The 19,357-nt window shown below is 41.6% G+C and carries 21 protein-coding genes and 2 riboswitches; of the genes, 6 read left to right on the plus strand and 15 right to left on the minus strand.

The features are described 5' to 3' along the window. Positions 1-23: 23 nt before the first annotated feature. The 4 genes from ACSQ2E_RS14770 to ACSQ2E_RS14785 all read right to left on the minus strand — a co-directional run bounded on the left by ACSQ2E_RS14770 (position 24) and on the right by ACSQ2E_RS14785 (position 2,161). Positions 24-761: an SDR family NAD(P)-dependent oxidoreductase gene (locus ACSQ2E_RS14770; protein ID WP_435991695.1), complete on the minus strand. Its 738-nt coding sequence runs from the start codon at positions 759-761 to the stop codon at positions 24-26. A 142-nt stretch (positions 762-903) separates the two neighbouring features. Further along, positions 904-1,083: a Spo0E family sporulation regulatory protein-aspartic acid phosphatase gene (locus ACSQ2E_RS14775; protein ID WP_435991697.1), complete on the minus strand. Its 180-nt coding sequence runs from the start codon at positions 1,081-1,083 to the stop codon at positions 904-906. A gap of 98 nt (positions 1,084-1,181) precedes the next feature. Further along, positions 1,182-1,772 (minus strand): cell wall hydrolase, encoded by a 591-nt coding sequence (locus tag ACSQ2E_RS14780; RefSeq protein WP_435991699.1) that lies wholly within the window; start codon positions 1,770-1,772, stop codon positions 1,182-1,184. A gap of 194 nt (positions 1,773-1,966) precedes the next feature. After that, positions 1,967-2,161, minus strand: a complete 195-nt coding sequence (locus tag ACSQ2E_RS14785) for a hypothetical protein (protein WP_435991701.1) — start codon at positions 2,159-2,161, stop codon at positions 1,967-1,969. Positions 2,162-2,326: 165 nt separating this feature from the next. Between ACSQ2E_RS14785 and ACSQ2E_RS14790 the strand changes: the two genes are divergently transcribed. Together ACSQ2E_RS14790 and ACSQ2E_RS14795 are read left to right on the plus strand one after the other, a co-directional pair. Continuing rightward, the gene (locus ACSQ2E_RS14790) at positions 2,327-2,506 is read left to right on the plus strand and encodes a YkvS family protein (protein WP_435991702.1); all 180 of its coding nucleotides are present in this window, start codon (positions 2,327-2,329) and stop codon (positions 2,504-2,506) included. A 135-nt stretch (positions 2,507-2,641) separates the two neighbouring features. Next, positions 2,642-4,027, plus strand: a complete 1,386-nt coding sequence (locus tag ACSQ2E_RS14795) for a DUF2254 domain-containing protein (RefSeq protein ID WP_435991704.1) — start codon at positions 2,642-2,644, stop codon at positions 4,025-4,027. A gap of 40 nt (positions 4,028-4,067) precedes the next feature. On the opposite strand, the gene ACSQ2E_RS14800 is transcribed toward ACSQ2E_RS14795, so the two are convergent. The 10 genes from ACSQ2E_RS14800 to ACSQ2E_RS14845 all read right to left on the minus strand — a co-directional run bounded on the left by ACSQ2E_RS14800 (position 4,068) and on the right by ACSQ2E_RS14845 (position 12,860). After that, positions 4,068-4,187, minus strand: a complete 120-nt coding sequence (locus ACSQ2E_RS14800) for a DUF6254 family protein (RefSeq protein WP_219169248.1) — start codon at positions 4,185-4,187, stop codon at positions 4,068-4,070. 70 nt (positions 4,188-4,257) lie between these two features. Further along, positions 4,258-5,289, minus strand: a complete 1,032-nt coding sequence (locus ACSQ2E_RS14805) for a YkvI family membrane protein (RefSeq protein ID WP_435991707.1) — start codon at positions 5,287-5,289, stop codon at positions 4,258-4,260. A gap of 124 nt (positions 5,290-5,413) precedes the next feature. Beyond that, positions 5,414-7,108 (minus strand): M3 family oligoendopeptidase, encoded by a 1,695-nt coding sequence (locus tag ACSQ2E_RS14810; RefSeq protein WP_435991709.1) that lies wholly within the window; start codon positions 7,106-7,108, stop codon positions 5,414-5,416. Positions 7,109-7,251: 143 nt separating this feature from the next. Next, positions 7,252-7,710 (minus strand): MarR family winged helix-turn-helix transcriptional regulator, encoded by a 459-nt coding sequence (locus tag ACSQ2E_RS14815; protein WP_435991711.1) that lies wholly within the window; start codon positions 7,708-7,710, stop codon positions 7,252-7,254. Positions 7,711-7,943: 233 nt separating this feature from the next. Further along, positions 7,944-8,189: an aspartyl-phosphate phosphatase Spo0E family protein gene (locus tag ACSQ2E_RS14820; RefSeq protein WP_435991713.1), complete on the minus strand. Its 246-nt coding sequence runs from the start codon at positions 8,187-8,189 to the stop codon at positions 7,944-7,946. Between the two features lie 205 nt (positions 8,190-8,394). After that, entirely contained in the window at positions 8,395-8,907 is a 513-nt protein-coding gene (locus tag ACSQ2E_RS14825) for a 1,2-dihydroxy-3-keto-5-methylthiopentene dioxygenase (RefSeq protein ID WP_435991715.1), read from the minus strand. Continuing rightward, positions 8,904-9,551 carry a methylthioribulose 1-phosphate dehydratase gene (locus ACSQ2E_RS14830; RefSeq protein ID WP_435991717.1) on the minus strand — a complete coding sequence of 216 codons (648 nt, stop codon included), beginning with the start codon at positions 9,549-9,551 and terminating at the stop codon, positions 8,904-8,906. The genes ACSQ2E_RS14825 and ACSQ2E_RS14830 overlap by 4 nt, the downstream gene beginning before the upstream one ends. Then, positions 9,548-10,207 (minus strand): 2-hydroxy-3-keto-5-methylthiopentenyl-1-phosphate phosphatase, encoded by a 660-nt coding sequence (locus ACSQ2E_RS14835; protein WP_435991720.1) that lies wholly within the window; start codon positions 10,205-10,207, stop codon positions 9,548-9,550. The genes ACSQ2E_RS14830 and ACSQ2E_RS14835 overlap by 4 nt, the downstream gene beginning before the upstream one ends. Beyond that, positions 10,207-11,418 (minus strand): 2,3-diketo-5-methylthiopentyl-1-phosphate enolase, encoded by a 1,212-nt coding sequence (locus ACSQ2E_RS14840; protein WP_435991722.1) that lies wholly within the window; start codon positions 11,416-11,418, stop codon positions 10,207-10,209. The genes ACSQ2E_RS14835 and ACSQ2E_RS14840 overlap by 1 nt, the downstream gene beginning before the upstream one ends. Before the next feature lie 106 nt (positions 11,419-11,524). Beyond that, positions 11,525-11,627: riboswitch (SAM riboswitch) on the minus strand. A gap of 48 nt (positions 11,628-11,675) precedes the next feature. Further along, positions 11,676-12,860, minus strand: a complete 1,185-nt coding sequence (locus ACSQ2E_RS14845; RefSeq protein ID WP_435991724.1) for a pyridoxal phosphate-dependent aminotransferase — start codon at positions 12,858-12,860, stop codon at positions 11,676-11,678. 121 nt (positions 12,861-12,981) lie between these two features. On the opposite strand from ACSQ2E_RS14845, the gene ACSQ2E_RS14850 reads away from it, so the two are divergent. From ACSQ2E_RS14850 to ACSQ2E_RS14865, 4 genes are all read left to right on the plus strand, one after another. After that, the gene (locus ACSQ2E_RS14850) at positions 12,982-13,764 is read left to right on the plus strand and encodes a carbon-nitrogen family hydrolase (protein WP_435991726.1); all 783 of its coding nucleotides are present in this window, start codon (positions 12,982-12,984) and stop codon (positions 13,762-13,764) included. Between the two features lie 93 nt (positions 13,765-13,857). Then, positions 13,858-14,013, plus strand: a riboswitch (SAM riboswitch). A gap of 117 nt (positions 14,014-14,130) precedes the next feature. Then, entirely contained in the window at positions 14,131-15,315 is a 1,185-nt protein-coding gene (gene mtnK / locus ACSQ2E_RS14855; RefSeq protein ID WP_435991728.1) for an S-methyl-5-thioribose kinase, read from the plus strand. 15 nt (positions 15,316-15,330) lie between these two features. Next, positions 15,331-16,383: an S-methyl-5-thioribose-1-phosphate isomerase gene (gene mtnA / locus ACSQ2E_RS14860; RefSeq protein WP_435991730.1), complete on the plus strand. Its 1,053-nt coding sequence runs from the start codon at positions 15,331-15,333 to the stop codon at positions 16,381-16,383. Between the two features lie 492 nt (positions 16,384-16,875). Then, positions 16,876-18,333: an IS1182 family transposase gene (locus ACSQ2E_RS14865; RefSeq protein ID WP_435991732.1), complete on the plus strand. Its 1,458-nt coding sequence runs from the start codon at positions 16,876-16,878 to the stop codon at positions 18,331-18,333. A 269-nt stretch (positions 18,334-18,602) separates the two neighbouring features. Here the strand turns inward: ACSQ2E_RS14865 and ACSQ2E_RS14870 are convergent, their stop codons facing one another. Continuing rightward, positions 18,603-19,196 (minus strand): metalloregulator ArsR/SmtB family transcription factor, encoded by a 594-nt coding sequence (locus tag ACSQ2E_RS14870; protein ID WP_435994560.1) that lies wholly within the window; start codon positions 19,194-19,196, stop codon positions 18,603-18,605. Between the last annotated feature and the right edge of the window lie 161 nt (positions 19,197-19,357).

The following is a 19,357-nucleotide window of genomic DNA, read 5'->3' on the forward strand; positions in this document are numbered from 1 at the left end:
GAGTGGTTGGTTTTTTATTTCCATTAATGTTCATACATCATCTTCCTTGTCATCCCCCCGTCTATCACGATGTTTTCACCTGTAATGAAATCATTATCGGGGTGGGCAAGGAATAAGCATGCCCTCGCAATATCTTCAGGCTTCCCTACCCTGCCGGAAGGGTGCTGACTGTGATCGATGTCCCTCAAGGAATCATAGTCTTCCGTTTGAATCCATCCTGGACTGATGGAATTGACGCGGATCCCCATATCGCTCAAGGTAATGGCCAGTGAATGAGTGAGGCTTACAATGCCTCCCTTTGTCGCTGAATAGGCTTCAGTATCCGGTTCGGACATAGAAGCCCTTGTGGATGCCATATTTATGATGCATCCTCCGCGACCCTTCATTAATGGGGCCGCTTCCCGGCTGCAATAAAATACGCTGCTTAAGTTTGATGATAGAATGCTGTTCCAGTCGTCAGGTTCCATCTCCCAGAAGGATATGAATCTGGAGACACCTGCATTATTTATCAAAACGTCCAGCACCCCATGATCTTCTTTTATTTTATCGAATACGACCTTCACTTCCTCGGGGACACCCACATCTGCTTCATGGAATCGTGTGGTATATCCTTCTGCATTAAGCCTATTGGAATGTTTTCTTCCCTTTTCCACATCCTTATCCATGAATTCAACCATGGCTCCCTCTCTGGCAAATTCTTCAACCAGGGTCCTCCCTATACCGCTGGCTCCTCCTGTGATACATACAATTTTGCTCTTCATTCTCTTCATCTCCCATGAAATGTTTATATAGAAGGATACCCTTAGCCCTGAAGATTCAATCTACTTTAATAGAAAAGGGTTAACCCGGTTGGAATTCTCTTTATAAAATAAGAGGGAGTTCCAAGGGTTAACCCTTTACTAATTATTGAATCATTTTATTATGAGTTGTTTTTTTAGTATCATTTCGCAGATGAATATTGATCAAGGTATCCAGCTCTTTACTCAGTTGAATGGTAGTGGGACTGTCCAACCCTAAACGAAGGCCTGACTCTATCATTTTCCACCTTACCAACTCAATTCGAGCAACAATTGTTCCATTCATCAACATCACCTCTTTTTCTTTTCTCTATTTTACTATTAATCCCACATAGAGGAAAGAAAAAAGATATCCGAACACTCATATATTGTGCACGATCATTCTTATTTTGCGAAACGGTGTTTTCCGATTGTCAGCAAGGTGTCCCTGCTTGTGATCCAGTCACTTGTAGATGTCACTGGATTATAGAAAAAGAGTGAGCCCTTCCCCTGACCTCTGAACGCCAAGGCTTCCTGGACAGCGTCCCTCGCTTCCTGTGAAGGCTCCTGGTTAATTTGTCCATTTTGTACTGGTGAAAAAGCATAGTGTCCATTTGAAACCTGATAGATTACATTTTTGATAGTGTCAGGGAATTCAGCAGAATCCACTCTGTTTAATACGACGGTTGCAACTGCGACTTTACCTGCATATGGCTCACCTTTCGCTTCTGCATATACAAGCTTAGCAAGCAGCTCCCGATCTTCGGCTGTTACATTATTGTCCGGGATTTCGATTGTTTGACCCGGTTGGATTTCATTGGATTTCAAATTATTTGCTTCTTTTAATTGAATGACGGATACGGATTTCTCTTTACCGATATCCCAAAGGGACTCACCCTTTTCTACAGTGTGTTCTCCCCCTGCAGCAAATGTTTGAGTAGAGAATGTAACAAAAGAAAGTGCTGCAATTCCTAAAATAAAGCTCTTCTTAATCATATTTCAACCTCCTAAATAGCGTTCCCCCATAAGATAACAATGAATGGGGAGAATTTCAGCAGGTAATGGTTACCACCAATCGTTCATGCTTCAATACTACATGAAGAAACCCGTTCATATAATGTTTATACACAGCAAGAACCTGATGCCCTCATGCGAACAAAGAAAGCAGAGGATGACCTCCTTCACTTCGTTTAACTTCTCGGTGTATCAAGATATTGAAAAAGGATATTTCCACCTTGTTTAGCTATCCCACGGAACTGTTTAAAATCATCCTGCTTCACCAGCACAGATCGGAAAGCAAGAAAATCTTCCTTCAATACCATTATTTCTTCTACTTCTCTTGTACGCAATGATTGCAACTGTTCAAGAATTTCTGATTCACTCATATCCAAACCTCCATCTTCACTGTTTCTATTGTAGTTTCAAATGGCTAATGAGCTCAAGTCATAAATTTTATATGGAATTTTTAGAAAACTCTTTACCTTTTCGTGACTTTGCGTCAAAATATTAGTAATTGTTTGTAGAAATTTGCCAAAAAGGAGCGGCTTTTGATGAAAAAAGCGGAAATTGGGAATGTAATTGAATTTAGAGAAGGATTAAAAGGAATCGTGGAGAAAGTGAATGAAAATTCAGTAATCGTCAACTTAACTTATATGAAGAATTACCGCGAACTTGAATTAGAAGAAAAGACGGTGGTGAATCATAAAAATTATAAGATTGTAGAGGCATAATACTAAAAATATTTTTTCTTATAAGGTGGAGGACTTCCTCCTCCTTTTTTGATGTAGCACCAACATAGAAAGGTTTACGATGACGGCTTTGAGGTTATTCTGATAGCATACTGTCTCGTATGGTGGAACCCTGTTATGAACCTGAATATACATATATTGAATAAAGCGCAAAAAAGCTTTTGGTTTGTGCCATTTTTGTTTTCGCTGATTTCTTTACTTCTTTCTCTTGTCACCTTTTATTTTGATTGGTGGTTAAGTCAGCATAACTATCCCATATTTCCAAAGGTTTTGTTCTCTAATTTCAACTTATCCATGACCATCATCAGTACGATTGCATCATCCATCATGACGATGACGACCATTATCTTTTCAACCATCATGGTTGTTCTCACCACATTCCTATCTCAGTATTCACCGAGGACCTTACAGAATTTCATTAATGATCGCCCGACTCAACGGGTGCTTGCCATCTTTGTGTCCGGTGTGGTCTATTGCATAACCCTTCTGGTCCTCCTACAGGATGAATCAGGTCAGGAATTATATATTTCCTCGGCTTTTGCAGGAGTAGTGGCAGTTATTTGTTTATTTGTTTTCGTTTATTTCGTACATCACGTTTCCAATTGGGTGAAGGTGAGTAATTTAATCCATAACATCACCATTAAAACGAATAATAAAATTGATAATAGCTACCTATATAGAAGAAATGCCCTTCAAGAGGAACCATCCACATTCAATGAGTCCTTTTTTAAGGAAACCGAGCCCATAAATGTGTTCAGTGAATCATCCGGATATCTGCAACAGATTGATATTGAGGGGATGATCAAGAAATCCGGGAAGGATAAGAGCATTATACGGATGGTGAAGACACCTGGCGAATACTTACTTGAGGGAACCCCTGTGATGACGGTTTGGACTGAGAAGGAAGAGATTGACGCCGAAGATTACCTCGGCTACCTTGTGCTGGGTCCTGATAAAGAACCTATGGAAGACATTGAACTCGGGATCCGGAAGCTTGTGGAAATAGCCTTAAGGGCCATTTCCCCCGCCATCAACGACCCTAATACAGCCAAGAACTGCATTGAAGAAATCGGGATCATCCTTTCAAAGCTCGCAAAACATAAGATTCCAAGCTCTTATTTGACAGATGACGAGAATCAGTTGCGTATCATTCTGGAGCAGCCGACCTTTGTCGATTATTTATACAAAAGCTTTTATCAATTAAGGCATTACGGTAAACAAGATGTATCCATCATTGCAGAAATCCTGCGTTCCCTGAGAATGATTGGTGAAAATAACAGCAGTGAAACGAAGCGGCTGGTCTGGACATTCAAGAATTATATACTTGAAGGCATCGACTATGACAGCCTGCAGGACCTTGATATGCAGTACATCATGAGACATTTGGACGAACTCGCAACAGCTTGCGGTAAAGACGATTGGGACAAGGATGAAGTACGAAATAAATACTTCCCCGAGCAATACAAAACCGGTGACTCTTATCATCATAATAAAGATTTATAACCAAATTAAAAACGGATGCCCTGTAGCATCCGTTTTCCTTTTATTGCTTTTCTTTCTTTCCTTCTGAGAGCTCCTTGAATGAAGAAACTTTACCGTGAGGATGCTGCTCCTCTTTCCTTACATTCCACTGTCTTTCTTTTTCATGTTTGGACTGTGTCATGTTTGTCACTCCTTTTGATTTACTCTCTATTAACATGAGCAGCAGACACGTTTTTTACTCTTTTTGAACTTCATTTATTCGGCTTCATCCAGAGAAGGATAATGAATAACAAACTCATATAGCCAAATAGAGGGTACAAATAGGATAGGAGTTCACTGTACTCAAAGAAGCTCAAAGAATAAATCATCAGGAAGATTCCGGTAAAAGTCCATAAAGATGAACCTTTCCAATAGTTTCCCAGCTGTTTTTCGAGTCCGAATACGCCACCAATGACGGAAGTGAAAATCTCACCATAAATAATGAGGATATATATAAAGTAGAAGCCTGTTACGAATGACTTCATCACCACGGCCATGGGAATCTGATACTGGGTTACATTCGGGATCATGACCAGCGTGATATGACTGGAGATCAAAATGAGTGTAAGAAAGAAACCGCCAAGATATCCCCCATATTTAATGGTTTCCCGATCTCTCACTTCTCCTGCAACTGGAACGAGAACAGCCTGTGCCATGGCGAGATTGAAGGCAACATATGAAAATGGGGCCACGACCGATTTCCAACCATCTTCCGCATGAGGGATCATGAGGAATGCATCCAAAAAATCCGCATTGCGAACGGAATACACCATCAGGAGCAGATTGAAGACAATCATAAGAGGAACGACAAACGTATTCACAGCAAATAAGCCCTTCATACCTACCATCATCGTTAAAAAACCCAATCCGATGGTCAACAAAATGCCTAACTGTTTGGATAATAGGAGCTGCTCCTGAAAAACGGCCCCTGCTCCTGAAAGCATGACGGCTGAAACTCCGATCAGCATGATCATCATGACGATATTCATGATTTTTGAAAACCATTTGCCGAATAAATATTCATTGAATTCCTCGAAGGATTTTGCTTTAATATCATGGGATTTGAGCATGATCTTGGTTCCCATCGTAATAAATAAGTATCCACTTAGTAATATGGCAATAAACCCGACAAAACCAAATCGAGTGAAAAACTCGACAATTTCTCTTCCCGTTGCAAATCCTGCTCCTATGACAGTTCCTACATATACTGCTGCAATCTGAAACGATCCAGCCATTCTTTTCATCCCATCACCTCTGACACCTTCTACTTCACCTTATGTACAAGCACGGGAAATCAGAAGCAAAAGAACATAATTCTTTAATTAACGAAAAAAAGCAGCCGCATAAAATGCGGCTGTCCTGGTTCATTTATAGGGTTGTATCATCGATTCCATTTAACCATTGCCTGATTGGTTCGATTACTTTCTTGACGGTTCCCTCCTGGAATGGGGAGTCTAGATGGGCCGCTTCCACGAGTGCTGTGAATGAACGGCTTCCACCCAGTTTACAAAGGGAAACATAATCATCCCAAGCCCCTTCCCGATCCTCATTCATTTTCTTCCAAAATTGAAAAGCACAGATTTGAGCTAACGTATAATCAATATAGTAGAATGGTGAATTGTAAATATGGGATTGGCGCTGCCAGAACCCTCCATTTTCCAAATACGAAACTCCATCGTAGTCTTTGTGGGGCAGATACTCTTTCTCGATCTTTCTCCATGCTGCGTTCCGTTCAGAAGGTGTGGCTTCAGGGTTCTCATACACAAAATGCTGGAATTCATCAACCGTTACACCGTATGGGAGAAATTGCAGTGCCTCACTCAAATGAGAGAATTGATACTTATCCGTATCCTCCTTAAAGAAATAATTCATCCATGGCCATGTGAAGAACTCCATGCTCATGGAATGGATCTCACACGCTTCGTACGTTGGCCAAATGTATTCCGGAATATCGAAACCACGGCTTGAATATACTTGGAATGCGTGGCCTGCTTCGTGTGTCAATACATCGATATCGCCAGACGTACCATTGAAATTCGAGAAGATATAGGGTGCTTCATACCCTGCAATATATGTGCAATACCCTCCTCCCGCTTTCCCCTTCTTCGCTTCTAAATCCATGAGATTGCGTTCGATCATGAAATCAAAGAATTCCTTTGTCTCAGGGGATAACTCTTCATACATTTTCTTACCATTGTCAATGATCCACTGAGGGTTTCCTTTAGGGGATGCGTTGCCGGATGTGAATTTAAATCCTTCATCATAAAATTTCATGGAGTCGATTCCTATCCGCTTCCCCTGTCTTTCTTTCAGCTCTGTTGAAAGAGGAACGATATACTCCTTCACCTGACGACGGAAATTCTTTACCATATCAGGTGTATAATCCGTCCTCGTCATGCGATAGTACCCTAACTCAACAAAGTTCTTATATCCTAACGTAGTTGCAATCGTATGACGGACTTTGACTAACTCATCGAATAAACGATCTAATTCTTCCTGATTTTCTTCAAAGAAAGAGACTGTGGAAAAGGCTGCTTCTTTCCTTGTCCCGCGATTTACGGATTGTGTAAAGGGACCCATTTGGGCCAACGTTCTCTCTTCGCCTTCAAACGGAATTTTGGCAGAAGCCACCAGTTTCGTATATTGGGAAGAAAGCTTATTTTCTTTTTGAAGCAGAGTGATAATTTCAGGGGAAAACGTTTTGATTTCACTCTCTGCAAGAGAAAATAACTGCTTTCCCCACTTATCTTCTAATTCCTGACGATATCGGGAATTCACCAGTTCCTGGTAATATTCTGTCACCATGCCCGAAACCTCAGGCATCATATCATCGATATACTCCTGCTCTTCTTTGTAAAAAGCATCATTTGTATCAATGGAATGCCTGATATAGCAAATATTCTGCATGGTGTCGATGGTAAGTCGAATTTCATTGATTTCCTTGATCGCTTCCATCTGTTCTGAAACATCTGAAGCTGCTTTAAATTTCTGGAGCACCTTTTCGAAAGCCGGCTTAATCTCTTCCAGATTTGGTCTTTTATATGTATATTCTTCAAACTTCATACTTTGTTCCTCCTCTTAAATTCATCCCGATTATAGGTATTCGACTTCATAGCCGGAATCTCCTGTTAATATAGGGATCGATTTCATTAAAATCTCCAAAAATAAAAGCCCCGTCTATAATAGACAGGGCAGATTGAAGTGGCCTAGTAGGACAGATCTTTGATGGATAGTCCAAGCTTTTTCAGCATGTGAATGGTTTCTTCTTTTTCGTCTGGAGACAGTGCAGACATCAACTCGTGGATCCGGTTCTCATGGTTAGGGAAAATATCATCGATCAACCCTCTGCCATTTTCAGTAATTTGGGCGTATGTGACCCGACGATCCGTTGGACAGGCAACACGTTTAAGATACCCCTTTTTTTCAAGCTTATCGACTACGTAAGTGATGCTGCCTGAAGCTAACAGGATCTTCCCTCCAATTTGCTGCAGAGGCTGGTCTCCTTTATGATACAGAAGCTCCAGTACGGCAAATTCAGTCGGGTTCAATCCATTTTCTTGTATGTTCTTATTTATCTCTTCGTTTAAAGCTTTAAAAGCTCTGGATAGGACAATGAAAAGTTTCAACGATTGTTTTGTATTTTGTTTTTCGGTCATGGCATTCATTCCTTTAAAGAATATATCTCAGTTTCAAAACATTATACAAATATATCTGATCATTGTCAACTGTCAGAGTCTTTCTGCCGGAGTAAAAAGCATAGGACGGCCCGCTTTAGGCGAACCGTCCTTTACTTTTGAAATAACGACAAATTAGTTTTGTTAATAAGATGTGAATGTGGAAATGAACGGAGATTCTTTTTCTTATTTGTCTGAATGATGAGGGAATTCCTGGTGAGTGGTCAAGAAGCAGTGCGTTTCAATAAACTCTTAATGTATTGTCCTAATTCACTTGATGATTCATAGAGTGGCTGGGATCCACCATTATTTATGCACTTCTCATAGTCGTTCAATAACTGATCCAATTGCTGGCTGCATTTGATTGTCTCCTCAGCACATAATCCCAAGTTCACTCCCATCGATACCATTTCCGAGCGCTTCTGGTTGATTTTCAATAATAGCCACTTCTGTTTTAATAAACGACCCATTTCTACTAAACTCCTTTTTAGCTCCTAGTCTTTTTAAAGTAAAATCATTACTTGAGCATTATCCCAATTATTATCAGAAAAGTAAATAGATTCGCAAAACAAGACAAAATAACTAGTATTTTTGCTGAATTAGACATTTTTCGCCATACGTTCAAAAAAAAGAATAGACAAATGAAATGACTCTTTGTCTATCCTGATATTATGATCAATAGATTGGTACCCAGCCTTCCTGGGTAACGAAAATGCGGACTGCGACTACTTTTTTATCATCGCTTAAGGTGAAATAATGGCGGATGTTTTCAGGCACGGAAATTAAGTCGCCCGGATTGAGGTGTACCTCAAAGAAATCTCCGTCCCTTCCTTGAATGACGAATACCCCATGTCCATTTACAATAAAGCGTACTTCATCATCCGTATGATGGTGTTCCTGTTGAAAATTCTTTAATAGCTCTTCAAGATTTGGTGTTCTGTCGGAAAGGGAGATCACATCCCGGGCCTGATACCCCCTGCGTGCTGAAATATCTTCTATCTCTTTTTTAAAGGTTGAGAGAATTGCCTCTTTATCATCATCGGTTAATGCGTATCTGTCCCTTAGTGATTCATCCAGCTTTTCAATGTTCCAATGTTCGTAAATTACCCCTTGTTCATTTAAATACTTTACTACCTCTTCTTGATGATCAATGATCTGATTTTTCCCCTGAATGTGTATCGTTGTCATAATTTGACTCCTCCCCTGGAAATGGATTTTGTAGTTGTTAATGATAATAGTGTGAGTTGGTATTGGAACAGGAACTCACACGCTTCCAATAGTTTCTTAGCTTCAAATCCTGTACGCCCCCAAACCGTAATTCCATGATTGCGAATGAGCACGGCCCCTTTATCTTCTTGAATGTGTGTGCGGAGGGAATCCGCTAAGGTTGGGATATGCGCATGATTATGAATGATCGGGATTGACAGGGAATCATCTTCACCCCATTTATCCCAGGCTTTAATCAGTTCCTGGCTTCTGAATGTTATGACACCATCATCCCCATACAGTTCACTGATCACATTATTGGCAACAGTATGGACATGCAAGCTGCATCCTGCTGAGCTCCCATTGAATATATGACTATGGAGCAGGGTTTCAGCTGATGGGCGCAGTTGGGTTTGCTCCAATGCCTCACCATGTGCATTCACGAGGAGGAAATCCTCTTTCGTATGCTTTCGCTTATCCTTTCCACTTGCCGTAACCAGGAAAGATACAGGAGTTGATCCCACACGTATCGCCAGGTTCCCACTGGTTCCCATAAACCAGTCCCTGTCTGCCAATTCTCTTTTGATATCAGCGAGCTCTTCCCATTCGGATTGATATGACTTCATATTGTCACTCCTTTTTCTATCACTTTTATGCAATCGTGAAATGTTTCAAAAGGATGATATGGGATTCCCTTTTCATTACATGTACGTGCCAGATAGTCCCTTGCGAGTACTGTATCGCCAAGCTTCGCCATCTCGATGTCTGTAACAGAGTCCCCTATTACAATCACCTCATGATTTTCTAGGGATAATGCCCTCAGGATGGAAGGCTTACAGCATCCACATCCTTTGTTTTCACAGTGCACGTCACATGGATATGGCCAATGAATCGTTATGGTCGAATCGTTAAAGATAGCTTCGTTACAATATACAGCCTTAAAAGGCCCGAATTCTTTCAGTAACGGGTGAACAAAGAAGTCTATTCCCCCACTCACAATATACAGGGGAATCCCATTGACTTTTGTATAGTCCACGAATTCCTTGAAACCTTCACGAATAACCGCTTTTTCCATTAAATACTGGATCATCTCATCTTTCTGTGAAGAAGGAATGAATGAGAACATATTGCTTACACCTTCTTTGATCGAGACCGACTGGTTTAAAATGTCCTCTTTTATAGGTTCCCATTCTGGTGGGGCATAGGCTTTCATCAAAGAAATGATATTATCTGTTTCTGTGATCGTCCCATCGAAATCACAGAATATGACCGGAAGACACATTACACCTTTACCTCCCCTCCCCATAGGGACAGGGCTTTCTGCAGTTCTTCATGGGTTTTGGCTGCCTCCTGGAGTGACGTTCCGTATAAAACAGCATCGATCGCTTGACCGAATGCCCTTCCTCCCCCACTTGCACCGTCAGGGTGACCGTGAATGCCTCCTCCGGCATTAATGACACAATCTGTCCCAAAGTCTTTTACCAATAGGGGTACAATTGCAGGGTGTATGCCTGCTGATGGAACTGGCAATGTTCTCTTCAAATGGTCGTCATCCTTTGTTAATTCATGGCGTATGGACAGGACGTTGCTCCTCTCTAGTGCCACACTTCCGTACGGAGATGGAAACAATGAAAAATCAGCCCCGGCCATTCGCAATAATTTACCCAACCATAAAGAGTAGCTCACTCCATATATTGGAGATGCTGCAACAGCCCCGGCAAAGGCAGGATGAGCCATGATCGGCAATGAAATCTCAGGGTCCTCTCTCAATTCCTGCAGAATATCAAGACCGTATGAAAATACATTGAATAAAAGAGCGTCTGCCCCAAGCTCCCTGGCTTTTCTTGCTTTGTCCCGCAATTGCGAGGTTTTCCCTGACAGATTTACGGCATACAAGGTTCTCTTACCCGTTTCCTCAAATACGTCGTGCAGCACTTTTTTTCCTAATCTCACTCTTTCAAAAAAGGGGGTCAAGGAATTATCAAATAATATTTCATCATCTTTTACGACATTGACTCCGCCGAGGGCCTGAGCTCTTAACTGATTTTCAAGGAACGTGAGATCCCTGCCGATCACCCCTTTAAATATGCTCATTAACAACGGTCGACCATGAACACCTGTTAATTCCCTGATGCCCTCTACCCCAAAACGTGGACCGGGAAATGACTTTTTCAAGTCTTCTGAGAACTCCAGATCCAGTAATTTCACTTCACCATCGAGTGAAAGCTTACCGAATACTGTTGTAAGGATAGCCGGGATATCATTGGAAAAATTATGACTCGGATACCCAATCTTCACCTCACCCCAGGAGCCTTTCTCCTCCCTCTCTTCCACTGAAACGACTTTTCCCTTGTATTTTCTCAATTGTTCCTGCTCCAGTAGCGGCAAGTCCGTCCATGACCCGACCGTGAGTCCCAAAGCAATCCCTTCTGCTTTTTTCTCGAATGAACCACTCTTTCCCTTTAGTTGATATGTTGCAATCACTTCACTCATTCGTATTACCTCCCTATGTAAAAACAATTTTCAACGGTTTGATTTCAGCAAGCTGCAAACAAAAAAAACCTCTTCCAGATAAGAAGAGGTTTATATTCGGCACTCTTTCTTATCTGTCAGCTTTATAGCTGCAAGAATTAGCACCGTGCTTAAATAAGTCGGTTGCCGGGCTTCATCGGGCTGGTCCCTCCGCCTGCTCTTGATAAGAATTTCATTCTATTAATTCAGTTGGATTATTGCACCAATTTCAACATATGTCAATCCCTTTTGTGAAATAATTCTAAACTTTCTATACGGTAAATCGCCTCTTTTATCCGTTCATTTGTAGTTAAAAGACCGACACGCACATACCCTTCTCCGTATTCACCAAAGCCTACACCAGGAGCAACGGCCACTTTGACTTTTTCAAGTAAATAGGTTGAGAACTCAACAGAAGTGAACCCTTCCGGCACCTTAAGCCAGGCAAAAAGGGAACCTTGCGGAGCTTTTACATCCCACCCTATTGCCTGGAGACCCGAGATCAGGAGTTGTCTTCGTTCTTCATATGTTGCAACCAGTTCCGTTACGCAATCCTGAGAACTCAGTATGGCCGTAGTGGCTGCTTCTTGAATCGCTCCGAACAGGCTTACGTAAAGGTGATCCTGGAGGAGGTTGATTGCTTCAATGACACTCTTATTCCCAACGGCAAAGCCGACTCTCCAGCCTGCCATATTATAGGTTTTCGATAATGTATATATCTCAATCCCGACATCCTTTGCACCTTCCGTCTCTAGAAAACTCACAGGCTTCTGTCCATCGAAACCGATCGCCCCATAAGCAAAGTCATGCACCACACAAATATCATGTTTTAACGCAAGTTCCACCGTGTCCTCAAAAAAGGATTTTGTGGCTGTCGCACCTGTTGGATTATTGGGGTAGTTGAGGAACATTAACTTTACCCTTTCCAATTCTTCACGGGAATGCACCCGATAGTCCGGGAGAAACCCATTTTCCTCTCTCAACGGCATCTTGATCATACTTGCTTCTGCCAATGCCACCCCCGATACATAATCCGGATAACCGGGATCAGGGACTAATACTCCGTCGCCGGGGTTCAATAAACATTGAGGGATTTCCACTAAACCCGCTTTTCCTCCGAAGAGAACCGCTACTTCGGTTTCTGGATCCATCTCCACACCGTATTCGCGGAAATAGAAGGCAGCGATTGCCTCTTTAAAGCTCGATAAACCACGAAATGGTGGATATTTGTGATTGGAAGGAGATTGAGCCGCTTCCGTTAATTTTTCCACAATATGTGAAGGCGTCGGCTGATCTGGATTTCCCTGCCCCAAATTAATGACGTCATGCCCCTCATTCACAACAGCATTCACTGTCCCTGCGAGGGAAGCGAAAAATTGTTCCGGTAATAAATCCAAGCGTTTTGCTTTTTCAAAGTGTTTCATCCATTCACCCACTCATTTTTTTGAAAATTAATTACTTTCAAATTCTAGTCACAAATGATATAACGGAACATACAGAATGTAAAGGAATAATTGACAAAAAGTACATAACGAGGTGAAGGTAATGATTCAAAAGGTTGGTCTCGCCCAGATGGATATCGTGTTTGGAAAACCTGCAGAAAACAAAGTTAAAGTGGAACAGTGGGTAAAAAAAGCAAAGGAAGAAGGGTGCGGTACCGTCGTTCTTCCTGAGCTGTGGACGACAGGTTATGATCTTACACGGATAGATGAGATCGCAGATGAAGAAGCCGAAGACTCTTCCTCCTTCCTGACTTCACTTTCAAAAAAATATTCCATTCACATCGTTGGTGGTTCTGTTGCCAATAAATCAAAAGATGGGGTAAGGAATACACTATTGGTGGCGGATGCTAATGGTGTGTTGGTGAAACAGTATTCAAAGCTTCACTTATTCAAACTAATGAATGAACATCATTATTTACTTCCTGGACAGGAAGACGGGGCGTTCTCTCTTGATGATAACAGGATGGCAGGACTTATTTGTTACGATATACGTTTTCCTGAATGGTTCAGGAAACATGTCATGATGGGAGCGAAGATCGTCTTTGTGGTGGCTGAATGGCCGGCGGCAAGAATTGATCACTGGCAGACTCTCTTAAGGGCACGTGCAATTGAAAATCAATGTTTTGTGCTCGCATGCAACCGTGTGGGGAGTGACCCTGGTAACGAATTCGGCGGCACCTCCCTTATCATCGACCCATGGGGTGAAATCCTTGCAAAAGGAACCCAAAGTGAACAGCTGGTCTCTGCTGAAATCAATTTGCAGGAAGTAGAAAAGGTCCGTAAACAAATTCCGATCTTTCAAGATCGGAGACCGGACTTTTATTAGAAATTACTAAAAAACCGTTGACATGGAAAATACTCCAATGGTACCATTCAATTCAAATGAACATTCAGAATTTTAATTTAATAGCACACGCAACTCTTATCAAGAGCTGGCTGAGGGATTTGGCCCTATGAAGCCCAGCAACCGACCGTAATACCGTTGTAAAACGGGGCGCAGTATGCGCCGGATGATCAATCCAGTAAGGCACGGTGCTAATTCCAACAGAAAGATAGTCTTTCTGGGAGATAAGAGGCGAAGAAGATGACTCTTCAAGCCTCTTTCGAACATGGAAAGAGGCTTTTCTTATGCCACGGAAAAGCCTCCCTAACACCCCTACTTTCATAAGGGTGCACTAAAGGAGGAAAGAAAATGGCAATCACTAAACTCAATACGTATCAACCACTGACGGAACAGTCGGCCATCGCTATGGCTGTACATTTAGGAATCTTTGAAGATGGTTCACTTTTAACATGTGAAGAAATCGGGGATGGGAACTTGAATCTGGTTTTTCATGTAGTTGAAAGGGATACAGATAAAGGAATCATCATCAAACAGGCCCTACCCTATGCAAAGGTTGTAGGTGAAAGCTGGCCACTTACGATCGAACGGGCAAGAATTGAAGCGGGTGCCCTACTCCTTCAGCGCTCATTTGTAGGAGACCTCGTCCCGGAAGTGTATCATTCTGATCCCTCCCTCGCCGTCACAGTAATGGAGGATTTAAGCAACCTCACAATCGCTCGTACCGGCTTGATCAATGGGAATAAGTACCCCCGATTATCTGATGACATTGGTACATTTCTTGCAAATACACTGTATTTCACATCTGATTATGCCCTTCATCCATTTAAGAAAAAGGAGTATGTGAAGGAATTTTCCAATCCTGAACTATGCAAAATCACAGAGGACCTGGTATTCACGGATCCATTTTTCAACAGTGAAACGAATGAGTTTGAGGAGGAATTATCCGGGGATGTGCAACAATTATGGGATGATTTCACTTTAAAGCTTGAGGTGGCGAAGCTCAAAAAGAGTTTCTTAACAGAAGGGGAAGCCCTGCTTCATGGAGACCTCCATACGGGCAGTATCTTTGTGGATGACCAACACACAAAAGTCATCGACCCGGAATTTGCTTTTTATGGACCGATCGGTTTCGATATCGGTCAGTTTATTGCAAACCTTATTTTCCAAGTGATCGCGAGTCCAGGTGAAAAGGAACCCGTCCTCCACCATATCGAAAATACTTGGAACGTCTTCTCTGCTACGTTCTCCAGACATTGGAAGGAAAGTGGCGACGCTTACACAAAGGTGAGTGGGTACCTTGAGTATGTATTGGAGAAGAGCTTTCAGGACAGCATCGGTTTTGCAGGATGCGAGTGCATCAGAAGGACGATCGGTCTTGCACACGTGGATGACCTCGAGAGCATCGAAGATAAAGAACAAAGATTAAAGGCCAAACGGGCATGCCTCAACCTTGGAAAAAAACTGATTGTAAATCGGAAACACATTCTTTCCATTGAAGAGCTTTTGACTTTAGTACGGTCACATTCTGAATAATTAAAGGAGATACTCATGACACATACACCAACCATTCCAACTTCACTCGAGTGGCATGAAGATCATTTACTGATTCTTAATCAACAAAAGCTGCCGAACACTGTGGAATATCTAACGCTAACGAACATTACAGACTATTACGAAGCCATCGTTTCACTTAAAGTGAGAGGTGCCCCGGCAATCGGGATCACAGCTGCCTATGGATTGGCTCATGCTGCTTGCCATTATGAAACAGACAATCTGACAGAATTCAATAACCTTTTCAGGAGGGATAAAGAATATCTCGCTGACTCGAGGCCGACGGCAGTCAACCTGGTCTGGGCATTGAATCGGTTGGAACAAGTTCTTGCCCTTGCACAATCCGTTAATGAAGCCAAGACCGACCTGCTTCATACTGCCATCCAGATCCACACTGAGGATGAGGAAGTATGCAGGATGATCGGTGAATACGCATTGGATGTATTAGATGACAAGAGGAAAATTATGACCATCTGTAATGCGGGATCTATTGCAACGAGTAAATATGGAACGGCACTTGCTCCCTTTCACCTAGGCCGGGAAAGGGGAATAGGGTTTCACGTATACGCCTGTGAAACACGCCCGGTCCTTCAGGGCGCACGACTTACTGCATGGGAGCTTCAGCAATCAGGTGTCGAAGTGACCCTCATTACTGACAGCATGGCCGCCCATACTATAAAAGAAAAAGGTGTGGAGGCCGTGATCGTCGGTGCAGACCGGATTTCTGCGAATGGGGATACCGCGAACAAAATCGGTACGTCCATGCTTTCAATCCTATGTCACCATTACAATATTCCATTTTACGTGGCTGCCCCTTCTTCGACTTTCGATCTCACCTCTAGAAACGGCGATGATATCCTGATTGAAGAAAGGGGCCCAGACGAAATCACGACGATGGCTGGCTCAATGATCGCACCCGAACATGTTCCTGTTTATAATCCAGCCTTTGATGTGACTTCTCATGAGTTGATCACAGGCATCATCACAGAAAAGGGCGTGCTGTATCCTCATTTTCAAGAAAGCATCCAACTGACCATGAACCTATCATAATCATGTTGAAAGAGGTTGGGACGAAAGTATTTAGTTGAAAGAAAATCCGAACGATCATTCGAAATTCTTTTTTGAAAATCGAAATCGTTCGGATTTTTCATTGGATGTTACTCTATTAGTGGCAGTGACCTTAACCGTTACTTATACAAATACTCTTTCTAAACAGATGTGAATGATTCATTCTGCTTCGACACACCCCAAATGATCGAAAATGAGAAAACTACAGTCTGTGTACGAATAACACCTATCTTGATGAATGACCCTTTTGTTATCATTGCTAAAGCACATTCAGTATATATAGCAGGATCTAGCTTTTGATTGGAGTGCAAGACGAAGACTCCTACGGGAAAAGCGGAATAGGTGAGACCCCGCAGGAACGACAGTGAGGCCACTGAAAAAGTCTAATTTCAGTCAGACAATCTTCATGAAAATGAGGATTGTCTGACTGTTTTATTTTATAATTAAAGTATTAGTGAATAGGTGGTGTTCTCAATGTTATCAAAACAAGAAGAATTAGTTTTAAGTCCATATTACGAGTTGTACAACCTCGTAGTTCCAAAAGATAACCTACTGCGACAAACGAAAGAACTCGTTGACTTCTCCTTTATACTGGATGAACTTAAAAAAAATTATAGTATTGATAATGGTAGAAACGCCATTCCACCTATTCGAATGTTTAAATACCTCTTACTGAAAGTGTTTTATGACTTATCAGATGTCGATGTTGTCGAACGCTCTCGATACGATTTGTCATTTAAATACTTTCTAGATCTCGCTCCTGAGGAGCCTGTAATTGACCCAAGTTCTCTTACTAAATTTCGAAGACTGCGTATTAAGGATATGAAATTACTTGATTTACTAATCGGAAAGACGGTAGAAATAGCCCTTGAGCACAATCTTTTATTAGGAAAATCCATTATCCTAGACGCCACTCATACTAGTTCTCGATATAACTCAAAATCAGCTACACAATACTTACAAGAATTGTCCAAAAAGCTTCGTAAGACGATTTACCAATATGATGAGAAAATGAAAGAAAGTTTCCCTAGTAAACCAGTTGACGGGGGCTACCAAGAAGAACTTACATACACCGAACAGTTAGTGTCTGTGGTTGAACGATCTCCACAAATTGCAAAAGTCCCATCCGTGAAGGAAAAGCTTAACGTTTTAAAGGAAGCCGTTGAAGATAGTAAGTATAATACCCATTTTTCAACGGATCCTGATGCGAGAGTCGGACACAAATCTGAAGACCATTCTTTTCATGGATATAAGACCCATCTTGCCCTTTCGGATGAAAGAATCATCACAGCGGCTATTATTACTTCCGGAGAAAAATCGGATGGTAACTATCTTCCTGACTTAATTGATAAAACGAAAAAAAATGGAGTTGAAATAGAGGCAGTCATTGGTGACAAAGCTTACTCTCGAAAAGAAAATCTCATTTATGCCAATAAAGAAAAACTTAAGCTCGTTTCTAAGCTGCATCCCCTTATAACAAATGGCAGAAGAAAAGATGACAGTTTCGTATATAACAAAGATGCAGGTCGCTATATGTGTCCCGCGGGACACTTGTCTAAAAACAGTGGACACATAAAAAAAAGAGACAAGAATCGTAACACACGAATAAAATTCTATTGGAACATTGAGAAATGTAAAGAGTGTCCGATTCGAGAAGGATGTTACACAGAAGGGGCGAAGACAAAGAGCTACTCTCTGACCATTAAATCAAAGGAACATTCGGAGCACGAGACATTCCAACATTCCGAAGAGTTCAAAGAACTCTCACGTTCTCGATATAAAATTGAGGCTAAGAATAGTGAACTCAAAAACAGACACGGGTACGATAAAGCCAACGCCGCGGGTCTATTAGGTATGCATATCCAAGGAGCCACCTCCATCTTCGCGGTGAATATCAAGCGAATAATAAAACTAATGAACGAAAAAAAGTAAGAAAGAAAGAAAAATGAGAGTGTATTATGGGAGAAAAACCCCCAAATACACTCTTTTTGTGTTCTTTAAAACTCATTTTTGTTTTACAAATCAAATAATCGGTATATTATCAGTGGCCTCAACGACAGTGACGAGGAGGCTCGCCTTCCGCCCGAGGAAAGCGAAGTCTTGCACGGAAATCAACAGCGGTGTATCAAGTGATCCTAACTAATTTATGATTGTTCGCCTTTAGAAGAAATGGATTTAGTTATGTCCCAGCCTCTTTCTTTTTAATCTGAAAGTTTAGTAGATGCCCACATTTCTTTCGGATTCACCTCATAGATGCCGTTTTCCCGATACATGAACTGGTGGATGATGAACTCTCTCCTCAAGGTGGCGAAATCTTCATGAAATTGGAGAATGTACTCATTCAACTCTTTTTCCTTATACTTTTCACCCACCTTCAGACCTTCCACGAGATGTTCAAGAATGAATAATTTTTTCTTTTGCTGGGCGGGAATACTTTTGATCCGTCCATTTTTCTCCAGAAAATTATTCTTCACTTTCTGTTTTTCTTTCACTAACTTCTCTGACATCGTCCTCTCCCCTTTCTCTTCTTGAGCAAACCTGTGAAGAACATCCCCGTGATGACTTAATACTTTTTTATTCAAATAGTAGTAAACCGTGTTCTTCTCTCTCCGTGAATAAACAAGATTGCACTCTTTCAGTTTCGTTAAATGGTGGGAGATCGTTGGCGCAGTAAGTCCCAGCTTTCCGGCTATGGCTCCCACATGCAAACTCTCTTCTGCCAATAAATAAACAATCTTGATACGGGTCGGGTCCCCCATAGTCTTATGAAACGCTATCTGCTTACTTAATTGCAACATTAATCCCCCTATCTTTTTCGACTTATATCTAATTAGATGATAATCTAAACAGATTGAATTATCAATTATTATTTTCAGAATCCCCCCCATAATTGTGTCACAAAAAATAAAAACGAGGCTGTGACAAAAGTATTTAGGCAAAAGAAAATCCGAACAAT

This window comes from Rossellomorea sp. LjRoot5 (assembly GCF_964253455.1).
Lineage (GTDB): Bacteria > Bacillota > Bacilli > Bacillales > Bacillaceae_B > Rossellomorea.

Bases quoted from the DNA above. Each gene is read 5' to 3' on its own strand.
- ACSQ2E_RS14785 (WP_435991701.1), bottom strand. From the start codon at position 2,161: ATGAGTGAATCAGAAATTCTTGAACAGTTGCAATCATTGCGTACAAGA.
- ACSQ2E_RS14805 (WP_435991707.1), bottom strand. From the start codon at position 5,289: ATGAAAAGAATGGCTGGATCGTTTCAGATTGCAGCAGTATATGTAGGA.
- ACSQ2E_RS14845 (WP_435991724.1), bottom strand. From the start codon at position 12,860: ATGAAACACTTTGAAAAAGCAAAACGCTTGGATTTATTACCGGAACAA.
- ACSQ2E_RS14775 (WP_435991697.1), bottom strand. From the start codon at position 1,083: ATGAATGGAACAATTGTTGCTCGAATTGAGTTGGTAAGGTGGAAAATG.
- ACSQ2E_RS14840 (WP_435991722.1), bottom strand. From the start codon at position 11,418: ATGAGTGAAGTGATTGCAACATATCAACTAAAGGGAAAGAGTGGTTCA.
- ACSQ2E_RS14825 (WP_435991715.1), bottom strand. From the start codon at position 8,907: ATGACAACGATACACATTCAGGGGAAAAATCAGATCATTGATCATCAA.
- mtnK (WP_435991728.1), top strand. From the start codon at position 14,131: ATGGCAATCACTAAACTCAATACGTATCAACCACTGACGGAACAGTCG.
- ACSQ2E_RS14780 (WP_435991699.1), bottom strand. From the start codon at position 1,772: ATGATTAAGAAGAGCTTTATTTTAGGAATTGCAGCACTTTCTTTTGTT.
- ACSQ2E_RS14850 (WP_435991726.1), top strand. From the start codon at position 12,982: ATGATTCAAAAGGTTGGTCTCGCCCAGATGGATATCGTGTTTGGAAAA.
- mtnA (WP_435991730.1), top strand. From the start codon at position 15,331: ATGACACATACACCAACCATTCCAACTTCACTCGAGTGGCATGAAGAT.
- ACSQ2E_RS14795 (WP_435991704.1), top strand. From the start codon at position 2,642: ATGAACCTGAATATACATATATTGAATAAAGCGCAAAAAAGCTTTTGG.
- ACSQ2E_RS14810 (WP_435991709.1), bottom strand. From the start codon at position 7,108: ATGAAGTTTGAAGAATATACATATAAAAGACCAAATCTGGAAGAGATT.
- ACSQ2E_RS14815 (WP_435991711.1), bottom strand. From the start codon at position 7,710: ATGAATGCCATGACCGAAAAACAAAATACAAAACAATCGTTGAAACTT.
- ACSQ2E_RS14800 (WP_219169248.1), bottom strand. From the start codon at position 4,187: ATGACACAGTCCAAACATGAAAAAGAAAGACAGTGGAATGTAAGGAAA.
- ACSQ2E_RS14830 (WP_435991717.1), bottom strand. From the start codon at position 9,551: ATGAAGTCATATCAATCCGAATGGGAAGAGCTCGCTGATATCAAAAGA.
- ACSQ2E_RS14835 (WP_435991720.1), bottom strand. From the start codon at position 10,207: ATGTGTCTTCCGGTCATATTCTGTGATTTCGATGGGACGATCACAGAA.
- ACSQ2E_RS14865 (WP_435991732.1), top strand. From the start codon at position 16,876: ATGTTATCAAAACAAGAAGAATTAGTTTTAAGTCCATATTACGAGTTG.
- ACSQ2E_RS14770 (WP_435991695.1), bottom strand. From the start codon at position 761: ATGAAGAGCAAAATTGTATGTATCACAGGAGGAGCCAGCGGTATAGGG.
- ACSQ2E_RS14820 (WP_435991713.1), bottom strand. From the start codon at position 8,189: ATGGGTCGTTTATTAAAACAGAAGTGGCTATTATTGAAAATCAACCAG.
- ACSQ2E_RS14790 (WP_435991702.1), top strand. From the start codon at position 2,327: ATGAAAAAAGCGGAAATTGGGAATGTAATTGAATTTAGAGAAGGATTA.